The organism is Paraburkholderia sp. MM5384-R2 (assembly GCF_014201025.1).
Classification (GTDB): Bacteria; Pseudomonadota; Gammaproteobacteria; order Burkholderiales; family Burkholderiaceae; genus Paraburkholderia; species Paraburkholderia tuberum.
Window position 1 is genome coordinate 1 of sequence record NZ_JACHDI010000057.1, and the last position, 14759, is coordinate 14759.

9 protein-coding genes, 1 tRNA gene and 1 pseudogene are annotated in these 14759 nt (G+C 60.2%); all 11 read right to left on the minus strand.

Annotated features, from left to right (window positions below):
• Positions 1-202: 202 nt before the first annotated feature.
• Positions 203-2050 (minus strand): DNA helicase RecQ, encoded by a 1848-nt coding sequence (gene recQ / locus HDG37_RS38095; RefSeq protein WP_184056633.1) that lies wholly within the window; start codon positions 2048-2050, stop codon positions 203-205.
• 224 nt (positions 2051-2274) lie between these two features.
• Positions 2275-6513: a DNA-directed RNA polymerase subunit beta' gene (gene rpoC / locus HDG37_RS38100; RefSeq protein WP_184056635.1), complete on the minus strand. Its 4239-nt coding sequence runs from the start codon at positions 6511-6513 to the stop codon at positions 2275-2277.
• A gap of 21 nt (positions 6514-6534) precedes the next feature.
• Positions 6535-10641 (minus strand): DNA-directed RNA polymerase subunit beta, encoded by a 4107-nt coding sequence (gene rpoB / locus HDG37_RS38105; protein WP_184056638.1) that lies wholly within the window; start codon positions 10639-10641, stop codon positions 6535-6537.
• Between the two features lie 369 nt (positions 10642-11010).
• Positions 11011-11388 carry a 50S ribosomal protein L7/L12 gene (gene rplL, locus HDG37_RS38110; RefSeq protein ID WP_184056641.1) on the minus strand — a complete coding sequence of 126 codons (378 nt, stop codon included), beginning with the start codon at positions 11386-11388 and terminating at the stop codon, positions 11011-11013.
• 63 nt (positions 11389-11451) lie between these two features.
• Entirely contained in the window at positions 11452-11955 is a 504-nt protein-coding gene (gene rplJ / locus HDG37_RS38115; protein ID WP_184056644.1) for a 50S ribosomal protein L10, read from the minus strand.
• A gap of 303 nt (positions 11956-12258) precedes the next feature.
• The gene (rplA, locus tag HDG37_RS38120; protein WP_090802175.1) at positions 12259-12957 is read right to left on the minus strand and encodes a 50S ribosomal protein L1; all 699 of its coding nucleotides are present in this window, start codon (positions 12955-12957) and stop codon (positions 12259-12261) included.
• Positions 12958-13389 carry a 50S ribosomal protein L11 gene (gene rplK / locus HDG37_RS38125; RefSeq protein WP_008922976.1) on the minus strand — a complete coding sequence of 144 codons (432 nt, stop codon included), beginning with the start codon at positions 13387-13389 and terminating at the stop codon, positions 12958-12960.
• 161 nt (positions 13390-13550) lie between these two features.
• Positions 13551-14108: a transcription termination/antitermination protein NusG gene (nusG, locus tag HDG37_RS38130; protein WP_075303275.1), complete on the minus strand. Its 558-nt coding sequence runs from the start codon at positions 14106-14108 to the stop codon at positions 13551-13553.
• A gap of 1 nt (position 14109) precedes the next feature.
• Positions 14110-14490 carry a preprotein translocase subunit SecE gene (gene secE / locus HDG37_RS38135; protein WP_184040841.1) on the minus strand — a complete coding sequence of 127 codons (381 nt, stop codon included), beginning with the start codon at positions 14488-14490 and terminating at the stop codon, positions 14110-14112.
• A gap of 34 nt (positions 14491-14524) precedes the next feature.
• Positions 14525-14600, minus strand: a tRNA-Trp gene (locus HDG37_RS38140).
• A 64-nt stretch (positions 14601-14664) separates the two neighbouring features.
• A pseudogene (locus tag HDG37_RS38145) lies at positions 14665-14759 on the minus strand (elongation factor Tu); the annotation flags it as partial.

Sequence of the window (14759 nt, forward strand, 5' to 3'; positions counted from 1 at the left end):
CAGGCGCGGCAGCGCGGGTCCCGCAGTTCGGCAAACGCATCCATGATCGGTGGCATCTCTCGTCCGGCAAAAATCGAGAGTAAACCTGAGCCAGCCAATGTTTACAACAACCTTTTCTGCTCTCAGCCTTGATTCATGGGGGCCTTCATGCGGAAGCCCTGGTGTTTCGCCCCTGTCAATCCCGCTAAACAGCCAGACGACGTCAGTCTGCCGCTACGACGTGCAGCAATTCGTAGCCGAAACGGTCCAGTTTACGCGCCCCCATGCCCGGAATCCCGCGCAGACTCTCGATCGAATCGGGGCCGAGACGGGCGATTTCCGCGAGCGTCGCGTCATGGAAAATCACATAAGCCGGCACTCCGTCGCTCTTCGCGGTTTCTGTGCGCCACATGCGTAGACGCTCCCAGCGGGCCCGCTCGCGAGGGCCCATGCCAATGGTCGGATCGGCGCGCTCGCTCGTACGACCCGACGATTGACGCGTGCGTGTCGGCTTGACGTAGCGACGCATCGTCACCTTCTGCTCGCCCTTGAGCACCGGCTTGCTCGCCTCCGTCAGCACGAGCGAACCGAAGCCCTCGTGGTCGACCGTCAGGTAACCGAACGCGACGAGTTGGCGAAAGATCGCACGCCACTCCGGCTCACCGAGCGCCGCGCCGATACCGAACGTGGTCAGCTTCTCGTGGCCGCGCTGCAGGATTTTTTCGCTGCGGTTGCCGCGCAAAATATCTATCAGGTGTCCGGCGCCGAAATGAAAGCCGCTCGCACGCCGCGCGCGAAACACGCACGACAGCGCCATCTGAGCCTCGCGCGTCGCATCCCAGGTGGGCGGCGGCTCGAGGCAGTTGTCGCAGTTGCCGCACGGCTGGCTCGTTTCGCCGAAGTACGCGAGCAGGCGCACCCGCCGGCAAGTCGCCGTTTCGCACAAACCGAGCAGCGCGTCTAGCTTGCCGGTCTGGACGCGCTTGTGCGCGTCGTCTGCTTCGGATTCGTCGATCATCTTGCGCTGCTGCACGACGTCGCCGAGCCCGTAGGCCATCCACGCGTTCGACGGCAGTCCGTCGCGGCCCGCGCGGCCGGTCTCCTGGTAGTACCCTTCCACGCTCTTGGGCAAATCCAGATGCGCGACGAACCGCACGTCGGGTTTGTCTATGCCCATGCCGAATGCAATCGTCGCGCACATCACGATGCCTTCCTCGCGCTGGAACATCTCCTGATGTTTCTGGCGCACCTCGAATTCCATGCCGGCGTGGTACGGCAGCGCGCGCATGCCCTTTTCCTTCAGCCACTCCGCGGTTTCCTCGACCTTGCGGCGCGACAGGCAATAAACGACGCCCGCGTCGGTCGTACCGTCGGCTTTCGTATGCTCGGCGCGGATGAAGTCGAGCAGTTGCGTGCGCGCGTTGTCTTTTTCGGCGATGCGATAGCGAATGTTCGGCCGATCGAAACTCGACACGAACACGCGCGCATCTTCGAGCGCGAGACGGTGGATGATTTCGTCGCGCGTGATCGCGTCGGCGGTCGCCGTCAGCGCGATGCGCGGGACATTCGGAAAGCGCTCGTGCAGCACCGACAACTGGATATATTCGGGCCGAAAATCGTGTCCCCATTGCGACACGCAGTGCGCTTCGTCGATCGCGAAAAGACCGATGCGCGTGCGTTCGAGCAGTTCCTGGAAGCGCGGCGTCATCAGCCGCTCCGGTGCGACGTAGAGCAGATCGATGTCGCCGTCGCGGAGCGCCCGCTCGGTGGCCACCGCCTCCGCGCTCGACAAAGTTGAGTTCAGGTACGCGGCCCGCACGCCGACTTCGGTCAGCGCGGCCACCTGATCCTGCATCAGCGCGATCAGTGGCGACACCACGATGCCGGTGCCAAAGCCGCATTCGCGCCGCACCAGCGACGGGATCTGATAGCACAGCGATTTGCCGCCGCCCGTCGGCATCAGCACAAGGCAATCGCCACCGTCGGCGACGTGCTCGACAATTTCGCCCTGCTGCCCTCTGAACTCGGGATAACCAAAGACTTCATTGAGGATTTCGAGCGGTCGGGACATGTATTTGAGAGAGACGGCGAAAGGAACGGCACGCAGGCGGTGAGACGAATCTTACCAACTCATTCGTGCCGCGCCCGCGCTTTGCGACAACGTTAGCCATCGGGCCTAGGACTGCTCCGGCACGTGGCACCCATGCACGCGCAAAAAGAGCAAAAAAAAACCGCTCAGTCGAAACTGAGCGGCCTTCGTGGCTCGTAAGGCAAGGCGGCTTGCGCCGCCAGCAGTTACTCGCCCGAGTGTTGCTGTTCGGCAGGCGGCGTTTCCGGCGTACCGAATTCGAACGACTCTTCCGCTGCGATCTGATCGAAACGCTCGCGGTCGGCCAGTTCCTTGCTCTTGCGCGCCTTGTGGAACGCGAGACCCGTACCGGCCGGAATCAGGCGGCCGACGATCACGTTTTCCTTCAGGCCACGCAGGTCGTCGCGCTTGCCCATGATCGCCGCTTCGGTCAGCACGCGGGTCGTTTCCTGGAACGACGCCGCGGAGATGAACGAATCGGTCGACAGCGACGCCTTCGTGATACCGAGCAGCACGTTTTCGTACGTTGCCGGACGCTTGTCTTCCGCGATCATACGGTCGTTCTCGTCGAGCATGTCCGACCGCTCGACCTGTTCGCCCGGGATGAAACGCGTATCGCCGTTGTCCGAAATCTGCACGCGGCGCAGCATCTGACGCACGATCACTTCGATGTGCTTGTCGTTGATCTTCACGCCTTGCAAACGGTACACGTCCTGCACTTCGTCCACGATGTAGCGCGACAGCGCCTCGACGCCCTGCAGACGCAGGATGTCGTGCGGATCCGCCGGTCCGTCGACGATCATTTCGCCCTTGTTGACGACCTGACCATCGTGCACCAGAACCTGCTTTTCCTTCGCGATCAGGAACTCGTGCTGGTTGCCCTCGAGGTCCGTGATAACGAGACGCTGCTTGCCCTTCGTGTCCTTACCGAACGACGTCGTACCCGTGACTTCCGCCAGGATACCCGCGTCCTTCGGCGAACGTGCTTCGAACAGTTCCGCCACACGCGGCAGACCACCGGTAATGTCACGCGTCTTCTGCGATTCGGTCGGGATACGTGCGAGCACTTCGCCGACCTGCACCTGCTGACCGTCCTTCACGGTGATCAGCGCGCCGACCTGGAAGCCGATCTGCACCGAGTGCTCGGTGTTCGGGATCTTCACTTCCTCGCCGTTCGCATCGAGCAGCTTGACCTGCGGACGCACCGTCTTCGACGCCTGCGAACCACGACGCTTCACGTCGATCACGACGAGCGTGGACAGACCCGTCACGTCGTCGATCTGTTTCGCGACCGTCACGCCTTCCTCGACGTTCTCGAACTTCACCGTACCACCGTACTCGGTGATGATCGGACGCGTCATCGGATCCCACGTGGCCAGTTGCGTGCCAGCCTTGATCTGCGCACCGTCGAGCTGCAGCAGCGTGGCGCCGTACGGCACCTTGTGACGCTCGCGCTCGCGGCCGTGATCGTCGGTGATCATCGCTTCACCCGAACGCGAGATGACGATCTGCTCGCCCTTCGCATTCGTGACGTAACGCATCGTCGACGTGAAACGCACCGTACCGTTCGACTTCGCTTCGACCGACGATGCCACCGCCGCACGCGAGGCCGCGCCACCGATGTGGAACGTACGCATCGTGAGCTGCGTGCCCGGTTCACCGATCGACTGCGCCGCGATCACGCCGACCGCTTCGCCGACGTTCACCGGCGAGCCGCGGCCGAGGTCGCGACCGTAGCAGGCCGCGCACAGACCGTAGCGCGTTTCGCAGGTCAGCGGCGTGCGCACGCGCACTTCGTCGATGCCGAGGCGTTCGATGTCTTCGACCGCGTCTTCGTCGAGCAGTGTGCCCGCTTCGAACAGCGTTTCCTGCGATTCCGGGTTGACGATGTCAGCCACGGCCACGCGACCCAGGATACGGTCACGCAGCGCTTCGACCACTTCACCGCCTTCCACGAGCGCCTTCATCGCCACGCCGTTCGACGTGCCGCAATCTTCCTCGACGACGACCAGATCCTGCGTCACGTCGACGAGACGACGCGTCAGGTAACCCGAGTTCGCGGTCTTCAGTGCCGTATCAGCCAGACCCTTACGTGCACCGTGGGTCGAGATGAAGTACTGCAACACGTTCAGACCTTCGCGGAAGTTCGCCGTAATCGGCGTCTCGATGATCGAGCCGTCCGGCTTCGCCATCAGACCGCGCATACCGGCCAGCTGACGGATCTGAACCGCGGAACCACGAGCGCCTGAGTCCGCCATCATGTAGATGGAGTTGAACGACTCCTGACGCGTCTGGTTGCCGTCGCGGTCCGTGACCGGTTCCGTCGACAACTGCTCCATCATTGCCTTGCCGACCGCTTCCGACGTCGCCGACCAGATGTCGACCACGTTGTTGTAGCGCTCCTGCGCAGTGACGAGACCCGACATGTACTGACGGTCGTATTCCTTCACCTTCTTCGCGGCGTCGCCAACGATGGTTTCCTTCTGCGGCGGTACGAGCATGTCGTCGACGCAAATCGAAATACCAGCGCGCGTTGCCAGACGGAAGCCCGACTGCATCAGTTGGTCGGCGAAAATCACCGTCTCACGCAGACCGCACTTGCGGAACGCGGTGTTGATCAGACGCGAGATTTCCTTCTTCTTCAGCGGCTTGTTCAGCACCGAGAACGGCAGACCCGGCGGCAGGATTTCCGACAGGATCGAGCGGCCAACCGTGGTCGCATACAGCGTGATCTTCGGTACGAACGCCGGCGCGCCTTCCGACTTGTCTTCGTTGTGGACCAATTCGGTGATCCGCACGTTGACGCGCGAGGCCAGTTCGACTTCCTTGTTCTCGTACGCGCGCAGCACTTCCGACACGCCCGTGAACGTCAGGCCTTCGCCCTTGGCGTTCACCGCTTCACGTGTCGCGTAGTACAGGCCGAGCACGATATCCTGCGACGGCACGATCGACGGATCGCCGTTAGCCGGGAACAGTACGTTGTTCGACGCGAGCATCAGCGTGCGCGCCTCCATCTGCGCTTCGAGCGACAGCGGCACGTGAACGGCCATCTGGTCACCGTCGAAGTCGGCGTTGAACGCCGCGCAAACGAGCGGGTGCAGCTGGATTGCCTTACCTTCGATCAGCACCGGCTCGAAGGCCTGGATGCCGAGACGGTGCAGCGTCGGCGCACGGTTCAGCATGACCGGATGTTCGCGGATCACCTCTTCGAGGATGTCCCACACCACCGGTGTCTGGTTCTCGACCTCCTTCTTCGCAGCCTTGATGGTGGTAGCGACACCCATCACTTCGAGCTTGTTGAAGATGAACGGCTTGAACAGTTCGAGCGCCATCAGCTTCGGCAGACCGCACTGATGCAGCTTCAGCGTCGGGCCGACCACGATCACCGAACGGCCCGAGTAGTCGACACGCTTACCGAGCAGGTTCTGACGGAAGCGACCGCCCTTACCCTTGATCATGTCCGCGAGCGACTTCAGCGGACGCTTGTTCGCACCGGTCATCGCCTTGCCGCGACGGCCGTTGTCGAGCAGCGAGTCGACGGCTTCCTGCAGCATCCGCTTTTCGTTGCGGACGATGATTTCAGGCGCCTTCAGCTCGAGCAAACGCTTCAACCGGTTGTTACGGTTGATCACGCGGCGATACAGGTCGTTCAGGTCCGACGTCGCGAAACGGCCGCCGTCGAGCGGGACGAGCGGACGCAGTTCCGGCGGCAGCACCGGCAGCACTTCGAGGACCATCCAGTCCGGCTTGATGCCCGAACGCTGGAACGCCTCGAGCACTTTCAGGCGCTTCGCGTACTTCTTGATCTTCGCTTCCGAGCCTGTGTTCTTGAGCTCCGTGCGCAGCAGCTCGACCTGCTCGTCGATGTTGATCGCGCGCAGCAGTTCGCGAATACCTTCCGCGCCCATCTCGGCACGGAATTCGTCGCCGTATTCCTCGACCTTGTTGTAGTAATCCTCTTCGGTCATGATCTGCCGCGCTTTGAGCGGCGTCATGCCCGGATCGATCACCACATATGCTTCGAAGTACAGCACGCGCTCGATGTCGCGCAGCGTCATGTCGAGCACCATGCCCAGACGCGACGGCAGCGACTTCAGGAACCAGATGTGCGCGACCGGCGAGGCCAGCTCAATGTGGCCCATTCGCTCACGACGCACCTTCGCGAGCGTCACTTCGACGCCGCACTTCTCGCAGATCACGCCGCGGTGCTTCAGGCGCTTGTACTTGCCGCAAAGGCATTCGTAGTCCTTGATCGGACCGAAAATCTTCGCGCAGAACAGACCATCGCGCTCCGGCTTGAACGTGCGGTAGTTGATGGTTTCCGGCTTCTTGACTTCACCGAATGACCACGAACGGATCTTGTCCGGCGAGGCCAGACCGATCTTGATCGCGTCGAAAACTTCAGGTTGTTGGACTTGCTTGAATAGATCGAGCAAAGCTTTCATCGCTTCTCTCCAGTAGTCCGATTAGTTCCGGTCCAGGTCGATGTCGATACCCAGCGACCGGATTTCCTTCACCAACACGTTGAACGACTCAGGCATGCCGGCATCGATCACGTGATCGCCCTTGACCAGGTTCTCGTACACCTTGGTCCGGCCCGTCACGTCGTCCGACTTCACCGTCAGCATTTCCTGCAGCACGTACGATGCGCCGTACGCTTCGAGCGCCCACACTTCCATTTCACCGAAACGCTGGCCACCGAACTGCGCCTTACCGCCCAACGGCTGCTGCGTGACGAGCGAGTACGGGCCCGTGGAACGCGCGTGCATCTTGTCGTCGACCAGGTGGTGCAGCTTCAGGTAGTGCATGTAGCCGACCGTCACCGTACGTTCGAACATCTCGCCCGTGCGGCCGTCGAACAGACGCACCTGGTTCTTCGACGGCGTCATGCCGAGGTTCCGCGCGATGTCGTCCGGGAACGCCAGATCCAGCGCGCGGGACATTTCTTCTTCCGTCGCACCGTCGAACACCGGCGTTGCGAACGGCACGCCTTCGCGCAGGTTCTTCGCCAGTTCGAGGATTTCGTCGTCGCTGAAGCTGTCCAGCTCTTCGGCGCGGCCCGATTCGTTGTAGATCTTTATCAGGAATTCGCGCAGTTCAGCGATCTTCGCCTGACGCTGCAGCATTTCGCCGATACGCCAGCCGAGACCCTTCGCGGCCCAACCCAGATGCACTTCGAGAACCTGACCCACGTTCATCCGCGACGGCACGCCGAGCGGGTTCAGAACGACGTCAGCCGGACGGCCGTCGGCCATGTACGGCATGTCTTCGATCGGCACGATCTTCGACACGACACCCTTGTTACCGTGACGGCCTGCCATCTTGTCGCCAGGCTGCAGACGGCGCTTCACCGCCAGATACACCTTGACCATCTTCAGCACGCCCGGCGGCAGTTCGTCGCCTTGCGTGAGCTTCTTGCGTTTCTCTTCGAACGCAAGGTCGAACTGGTGACGCTTCTCTTCGATCGAGTTCTTGATCGCTTCGAGCTGGGCCGCTGCTTCTTCATCCGCGAGGCGGATGTCGAACCAGTGATAGTGGTCCAGATCTTCGAGGTAAGCGCGGTCGATCTTCGTGCCCTTCGCGAGCTTCTTCGGACCGCCGTTCACCACCTTGCCTTCGAGCATGCGCGCGAGACGCTGGAACGCATCGCCTTCCACGATACGCAGCTGGTCGTTCAGGTCGAGACGATAGCGCTTCAGTTCATCGTCGATGATCTGTTGCGCGCGCTTGTCGCGCTGGATGCCTTCACGCGTGAATACCTGCACGTCGATCACAGTGCCGCTCATGCCCGACGGCACGCGCAGCGACGTGTCCTTCACGTCCGACGCCTTCTCACCGAAGATCGCGCGCAGCAGCTTTTCTTCCGGCGTCAGCTGGGTTTCGCCCTTCGGCGTGACCTTGCCGACCAGCACGTCGCCCGCCTCGACTTCCGCGCCGATGTACACGATGCCCGACTCGTCGAGACGGCCAAGCTGCACTTCGGCGAGATTCGAGATGTCGCGCGTGATTTCTTCCGGTCCGAGCTTCGTGTCGCGTGCAACGACGTTCAGTTCTTCGATGTGAATCGACGTGTAACGGTCGTCCGCAACGACCTTCTCCGAAATCAGGATGGAGTCTTCGAAGTTGTAGCCGTTCCATGGCATGAACGCGATCAGCATGTTCTGGCCGAGCGCGAGCTCGCCCAGATCGGTCGATGCGCCGTCAGCCAGCACGTCGCCGCGCGCAACCTTGTCGCCCATCTTCACGATCGGACGCTGGTTGATGTTCGTGTTCTGGTTCGAACGCGTGTACTTGATCAGATTGTAGATGTCGACGCCGACTTCACCCGCGACCGCTTCGTCGTCGTTCACGCGAATCACGATACGGCCCGCGTCGACGTAATCGACCACACCGCCACGCAGTGCCTGAACCGTCGTACCCGAGTCGACCGCCACGGTGCGTTCGATGCCCGTACCGACGACCGGCTTTTCCGGACGCAGACACGGGACGGCCTGACGCTGCATGTTCGAGCCCATCAATGCGCGGTTCGCGTCGTCGTGCTCGAGGAACGGGATCAGCGAAGCTGCGACCGACACGATCTGCGACGGCGCCACGTCCATGTACTGAATGCGGTCCGGCGTGACCATCAGCGTTTCGCCCGCTTCACGCGACGACACGAGTTCGTCGGTCAGCGTGCGGTCGTCGGCCACCGCCGCGTTCGCCTGAGCGATCACGTAACGGCCTTCTTCGATCGCCGACAGATAGTCAATCTGGTCGGTCACCTTGCCGTCCGCCACCTTGCGATACGGCGTTTCGAGAAAGCCGTATTCGTTCAGGTGCGCGTACAGAGCGAGCGAGTTGATCAGACCGATGTTCGGACCTTCCGGCGTTTCAATCGGGCACACACGGCCGTAGTGAGTTGGGTGCACGTCGCGGACTTCGAAGCCTGCGCGCTCACGAGTCAGACCGCCCGGGCCTAGTGCAGAAACACGACGCTTGTGCGTGATTTCCGACAGCGGATTGGTCTGGTCCATGAACTGCGACAGCTGCGACGACCCGAAGAACTCGCGAATCGCCGACGAGATCGGTTTCGAGTTGATCAGGTCGTGCGGCATCAAGTTTTCGCTTTCGGCTTGGCCGAGGCGTTCCTTCACGGCACGTTCGACACGCACGAGGCCCGCGCGGAACTGGTTCTCAGCGAGTTCGCCGACGCAACGCACACGACGGTTGCCGAGGTGGTCGATGTCGTCCACTTCGCCCTTGCCGTTGCGCAGCTCGACGAGGATCTTGATCGTCGCGAGAATGTCGTCGTCCTGCAGCGTCATCGGACCGACGATTTCATCACGGCCGACGCGCCGGTTGAACTTCATACGACCCACCTTCGACAGGTCGTACGCTTCTTCGCTGTAGAACAGACGGTTGAACAGTGCCTCGACCGCTTCTTCGGTCGGCGGTTCGCCCGGACGCATCATGCGGTAGATCGCGATACGTGCGGCCATCTTGTCGGCCGTTTCGTCGATACGCAGCGTCGACGAGATGTACGGACCCTGGTCCAGATCGTTCGTGTAGAGCGTCTGGATGTCCTTGATCTTCGCTTCGCGCAGCTTCTCGAGCACGGATTCGGTAACTTCGTCGTTGGCGTTCGCGATGACTTCACCCGTATCGCCGTCGATCACGTTCTTCGCGAGCACGCGGCCGAGCAGATAATCTTCCGGCACCGAGATGAACTTGGTCTTCGCGTTATCGAGGTCGCGAATGTGCTTGGCGTTGATCCGCTTGTCCTTCTGGACGATCACGTTGCCATCGCGGTCCGTGATATCGAAGCGCGCGACTTCACCGCGCAAACGCTCCGGCACGAATTCCATCTGCGCGCCTTCCGGCATCAGCGTGAAATTGTCGAACACGAAGAAGTTTGCGAGGATCTGTTCCGGCGTCAGGCCGATTGCCTTTAGCAGGATCGTAACCGGCATCTTACGACGACGGTCGACGCGGAAGTACAGCACGTCCTTCGGGTCGAACTCGAAGTCGAGCCACGAGCCACGGTAGGGAATGATACGTGCCGAAAACAGCAGCTTGCCCGAGCTGTGCGTCTTGCCCTTGTCGTGTTCGAAGAAAACACCCGGCGAACGGTGCAGCTGCGAAACGATCACACGTTCCGTGCCGTTGATGACGAACGAACCGGTCGGCGTCATGAGCGGGATTTCGCCCATGTACACTTCCTGTTCCTTCACTTCTTTGACGACCGGCTTGCTCGGTGATTCTTTGTCGAGCAGCACCAGACGCACCTTGGCGCGCAGCGCCGAGCAGTACGTCAGACCGCGCTGCTGGCATTCCTTGATGTTGAATGCCGGCGGCGACAGCATGTAGCTGACGAACTCAAGACGCGCGAAGCCGTTGTGCGAAACGATCGGAAAAACGGAAGTAAACGCGGCCTGCAGGCCTTCCGGCTTGCGTTGCGTAGATGACGTATCTGCTTGCAGAAACGTGCTGAATGATTCAAGCTGGGTAGCCAGCAGGAAAGGTACTTGGTGAACGATGGGGCGCTTCGCAAAACTCTTGCGAATACGCTTCTTCTCGGTGAAGGAATATTGCATACGATCTCCGAATCACGGCGGGCATAGTTGTCGAGGCAGGATACCTTGATGAGACAACCCGAGTGTTCACCGACTGAGACCCGATGGCCGTCCGATGGCTTGAACGAGCCTAGAAGCTTGGTGGTTGGCCGCTACCAACCGCTGGCTGACGGCAGCGGATGCCTGTGTTGCCCGCTACCCGACCAAACTTGCCTTCTGCAGTCGCTTCAGAAGACAAAGAGAAATGCCGGTCAAAATTACCGTTGGCGTTTTTCTTTGGCTTCTGGGAATCACATTCCTGCCGGCATACGCCCGCAAAAACGCGTCCTCCACAAAGCACAAAAAGGCCGGCGGTGAAAAACCGCCAGCCTTCGCACAGCGCGTTGATGCTTACTTGATTTCAACCTTCGCGCCGGCTTCTTCCAGCTTCTTCTTGGCTTCTTCAGCAGCAGCCTTGGGCACCGCTTCCTTAACGGGCTTCGGTGCACCGTCGACCAGATCCTTCGCTTCCTTCAGGCCGAGACCCGTCAGTTCGCGAACAGCCTTAATGACCGAAACCTTGTTTGCACCGGTTTCAGCCAAGATGACCGTGAATTCGGTCTGCTCTTCAGCAACAGCAGCGCCGCCGGCTGCACCTGCCGGGCCAGCCACTGCAACAGCAGCTGCCGAGACGCCAAACTTTTCTTCGAACGCCTTGACCAGCTCGTTCAGTTCCAGAACCGACATCGAGCCTACGGCTTCGAGGATGTCTTCTTTTGCGATTGCCATTTGAAATACTCCTAAATTGAATTCGGATACAGCCAGCGATCAATCACGCTCGGCTGAAGTGCATTACGCAGCGGCTTCTTCGCCTTGCTTCTTTTCTGCCAGCGCGGCCAGAGCGCGCGCGAAGCCAGAAACAGGTGCCTGCATAACGTACAACAGCTTGGAGAGCAGTTCTTCGCGGCTCGGGATGTTTGCCAGCGCTTGCACGCCAGCCTTGTCCATCACCTTGCCTTCGTAGGAACCAGCCTTGATGACCAACTTGTCATTGCTCTTGCTGAAGTCATTGACGACCTTAGCAGCAGCAATCGCATCTTCCGAGATGCCGTAGATCAGGGGGCCAGTCATCTGCTCTGCCAGCGGAGCAAACGGGGTACCCTCGACGGCGCGACGCGCCAGCGTGTTCTTCAACACGCGAAGGTAAACCTGTTGCTCACGCGCTTTCGCGCGCAGCTTGGTCAGATCGCCAACCGCGATTCCACGATACTCAGCCAGAACCACGGTCTGAGCTTTCGCGACTTGCGCGGCAACCTCAGCGACGACGGCCTGCTTGCTTTCTTTGTTGAGTGGCACGGTTAACCTCCAGATTCGATACACGCAGCGTGCGCCTTGTGTACCGCATTCAATAACGGCGTCCGACCAGTCAGGAGTATTTCGACCGTCAAAAATCCGTATCGCTACAGACATCCAACGGCTTCATCACTACAAAACCTTTTCGGGTTCGCCATCTGCGTTGGCTTTACATTAAGGACCCGCCTATTTGCTGCGTGCCCACCAACGGTCTTTGACAACCGGTCGCGCGATGCAGACTGCCACCTCGCAACCGCCCAAAGCCCTTAAAAGCCGCCCCAACTCGCGCTGGAGCGGCGAAATTCATTACTGGGCAGCGATCGACGTCTGGTCGACACGAACACCAACACCCATCGTGCTCGACAGAGCGACCTTGCGCAGATACACGCCCTTGCTCGTTGCCGGCTTCGCCTTCTGCAGCGCTTCGATCAGCGCATTCAGGTTGTTGCGCAGTGCTGCCGGTTCAAACGAAGCGCGGCCGATCGTTGCGTGGATAATGCCGGCCTTGTCGACACGGAATTGCACCTGACCAGCCTTGGCGTTCTTGACCGCGGTCGCGACGTCCGGCGTGACCGTGCCAACCTTCGGGTTCGGCATCAGGCCACGCGGGCCGAGAATCTGCCCGAGCGTACCGACGATACGCATCGTGTCCGGCGAAGCGATCACGATGTCGAAGTTCAGGTTCCCGGCCTTGACCTGTTCGGCCAGGTCTTCCATACCGACGACGTCAGCACCAGCGGCACGAGCCTGCTCAGCCTTTTCGCCCTGCGCGAACACAGCGACGCGGACCGACTTACCGGTACCAGCTGGCAGCACGACCGAGCCGCGAACCACTTGATCCGACTTCTTTGCGTCAATGCCGAGTTGCACGGCGACGTCGATCGACTCGTCGAACTTCGCGCTTGCGCACTCCTTCACGAGCGACAGAGCGTCTTCGATCGGGTACAGCTTCTGACGATCCACTTTGGCTGCAAATGCTTGCAGACGCTTCGAAAGCTTAGCCATTTACACGCCCTCCACGGTGATGCCCATCGAGCGAGCGCTACCAGCGATCGTACGAACTGCTGCGTCCAGATCAGCAGCCGTCAGATCGGGCATCTTGGTCTTGGCGATATCTTCAGCTTGGGCGCGGGTGATCTTGCCGACCTTGTCGGTATGCGGCTTGCTCGAACCCTTGTCGAGCTTCGCTGCCTTCTTGATCAGAACCGTAGCCGGCGGCGTCTTCAGAACGAACGTGAAGCTCTTGTCCGCGAATGCCGTGATCACGACAGGAATCGGCAGACCCGGCTCCATCGCTTGAGTCTGCGCGTTGAACGCCTTGCAGAACTCCATGATGTTCAGGCCGCGCTGACCCAGTGCCGGACCAACCGGCGGCGACGGGTTGGCTTTACCTGCAGGAATCTGCAGCTTGATAAAGCCGATAATTTTCTTTGCCATTTCGAGAACCTCTGTGGAACGCCGCCTTACGGGCGGACGCTCAGTGAGTAGTAGCGCGTGTTCGCCGACAAACTGGCTAGTTACGCTCCTCAACGGCCATTACGCGGACCGTAAGCGCGAAAGACGGAACGCACCTAGCGGTGCGTTCCGTAAAATCCAGACTACAACTTTTCGACTTGGCCGAATTCCAACTCGACCGGCGTTGCGCGGCCGAAGATTGTAACGGAAACACGGACTCGCGACTTTTCGTAGTTCACTTCTTCGACGCTGCCGTTGAAATCTGTGAACGGGCCTTCTTTCACGCGCACCATCTCGCCTACCTCAAACAGGGTCTTCGGACGCGGCTTCTCCACGCCCTCCTGCATCTGCGACATGATCTTTTCAACCTCCCGAGGGGAGATCGGGCTCGGCCGATTACGCGCCCCACCGACGAAGCCGGTCACCTTCGCCGTATTTTTCACGAGGTGCCACGTTTCGTCTGTCATTTCCATTTCGACTAAAACGTAGCCCGGGAAGAAACGGCGTTCGGTTACTGATTTGTGACCGCCCTTTACCTCAACAACCTCTTCCGTTGGAACGAGGATCTGGCCGAACTGATCCTGCATACCAGCCCGCTCGATGCGCTCCTGAAGCGCTCGTTGCACGCTCTTCTCCATACCGGAATATGCGTGCACTACGTACCAACGTTTGCCGCTCGGGGATGCCGGAGTATCACTCATATCATTTCCAACCCAGAATCGCCGAGAAAATCGCCCACTCAATGGATTTATCACAAACCCAGAGGAAGATAGCCATCACGACTACGAAGCCGAAGACCACGAGTGTTGTTTGGGTCGCCTCTTTGCGACTCGGCCAAACTACCTTGCGGACCTCTTTGTATGAGTCATTGGCGAAAGCGATGAAACCCTTGCCAGGCGCCGAGAGAAGACCGACTGCGACACCCGCGATCGCACCAACAGCCAAGGCGGCTCCGCGGATGTACCATTCCTGGCCATTAAGCCAGAAGAACCCCACGAACCCGGCCAAGACCAGCAACACACCCGCGATCAGCATCAACTTGTCGCCGGATGTATTTACAGTTTCGACGGAAGGATTCGCCATAACACCTTAACAAGCGCCACTACGGCGCGATAGTTGGCAGGGGCAGAGGGAATCGAACCCCCAACCTTCGGTTTTGGAGACCGACGCTCTGCCAGTTGAGCTATACCCCTAAACCATTTGGGGTTGACGACACCGCCAACCCCGATACAACCGATTATCGAGAACTCTCTGGCGTTACTCGATGATCTTGGCGACGACACCAGCGCCGACCGTACGGCCACCTTCGCGAATTGCAAAGCGCAGACCTTCTTCCATCGCGATCGGGTTGA

Bases quoted from the DNA above. Each gene is read 5' to 3' on its own strand.
- rplL (WP_184056641.1), bottom strand. From the start codon at position 11,388: ATGGCAATCGCAAAAGAAGACATCCTCGAAGCCGTAGGCTCGATGTCG.
- rpoC (WP_184056635.1), bottom strand. From the start codon at position 6,513: ATGAAAGCTTTGCTCGATCTATTCAAGCAAGTCCAACAACCTGAAGTT.
- recQ (WP_184056633.1), bottom strand. From the start codon at position 2,050: ATGTCCCGACCGCTCGAAATCCTCAATGAAGTCTTTGGTTATCCCGAG.
- rpoB (WP_184056638.1), bottom strand. From the start codon at position 10,641: ATGCAATATTCCTTCACCGAGAAGAAGCGTATTCGCAAGAGTTTTGCG.
- nusG (WP_075303275.1), bottom strand. From the start codon at position 14,108: ATGAGTGATACTCCGGCATCCCCGAGCGGCAAACGTTGGTACGTAGTG.
- rplK (WP_008922976.1), bottom strand. From the start codon at position 13,389: ATGGCAAAGAAAATTATCGGCTTTATCAAGCTGCAGATTCCTGCAGGT.
- secE (WP_184040841.1), bottom strand. From the start codon at position 14,490: ATGGCGAATCCTTCCGTCGAAACTGTAAATACATCCGGCGACAAGTTG.
- rplA (WP_090802175.1), bottom strand. From the start codon at position 12,957: ATGGCTAAGCTTTCGAAGCGTCTGCAAGCATTTGCAGCCAAAGTGGAT.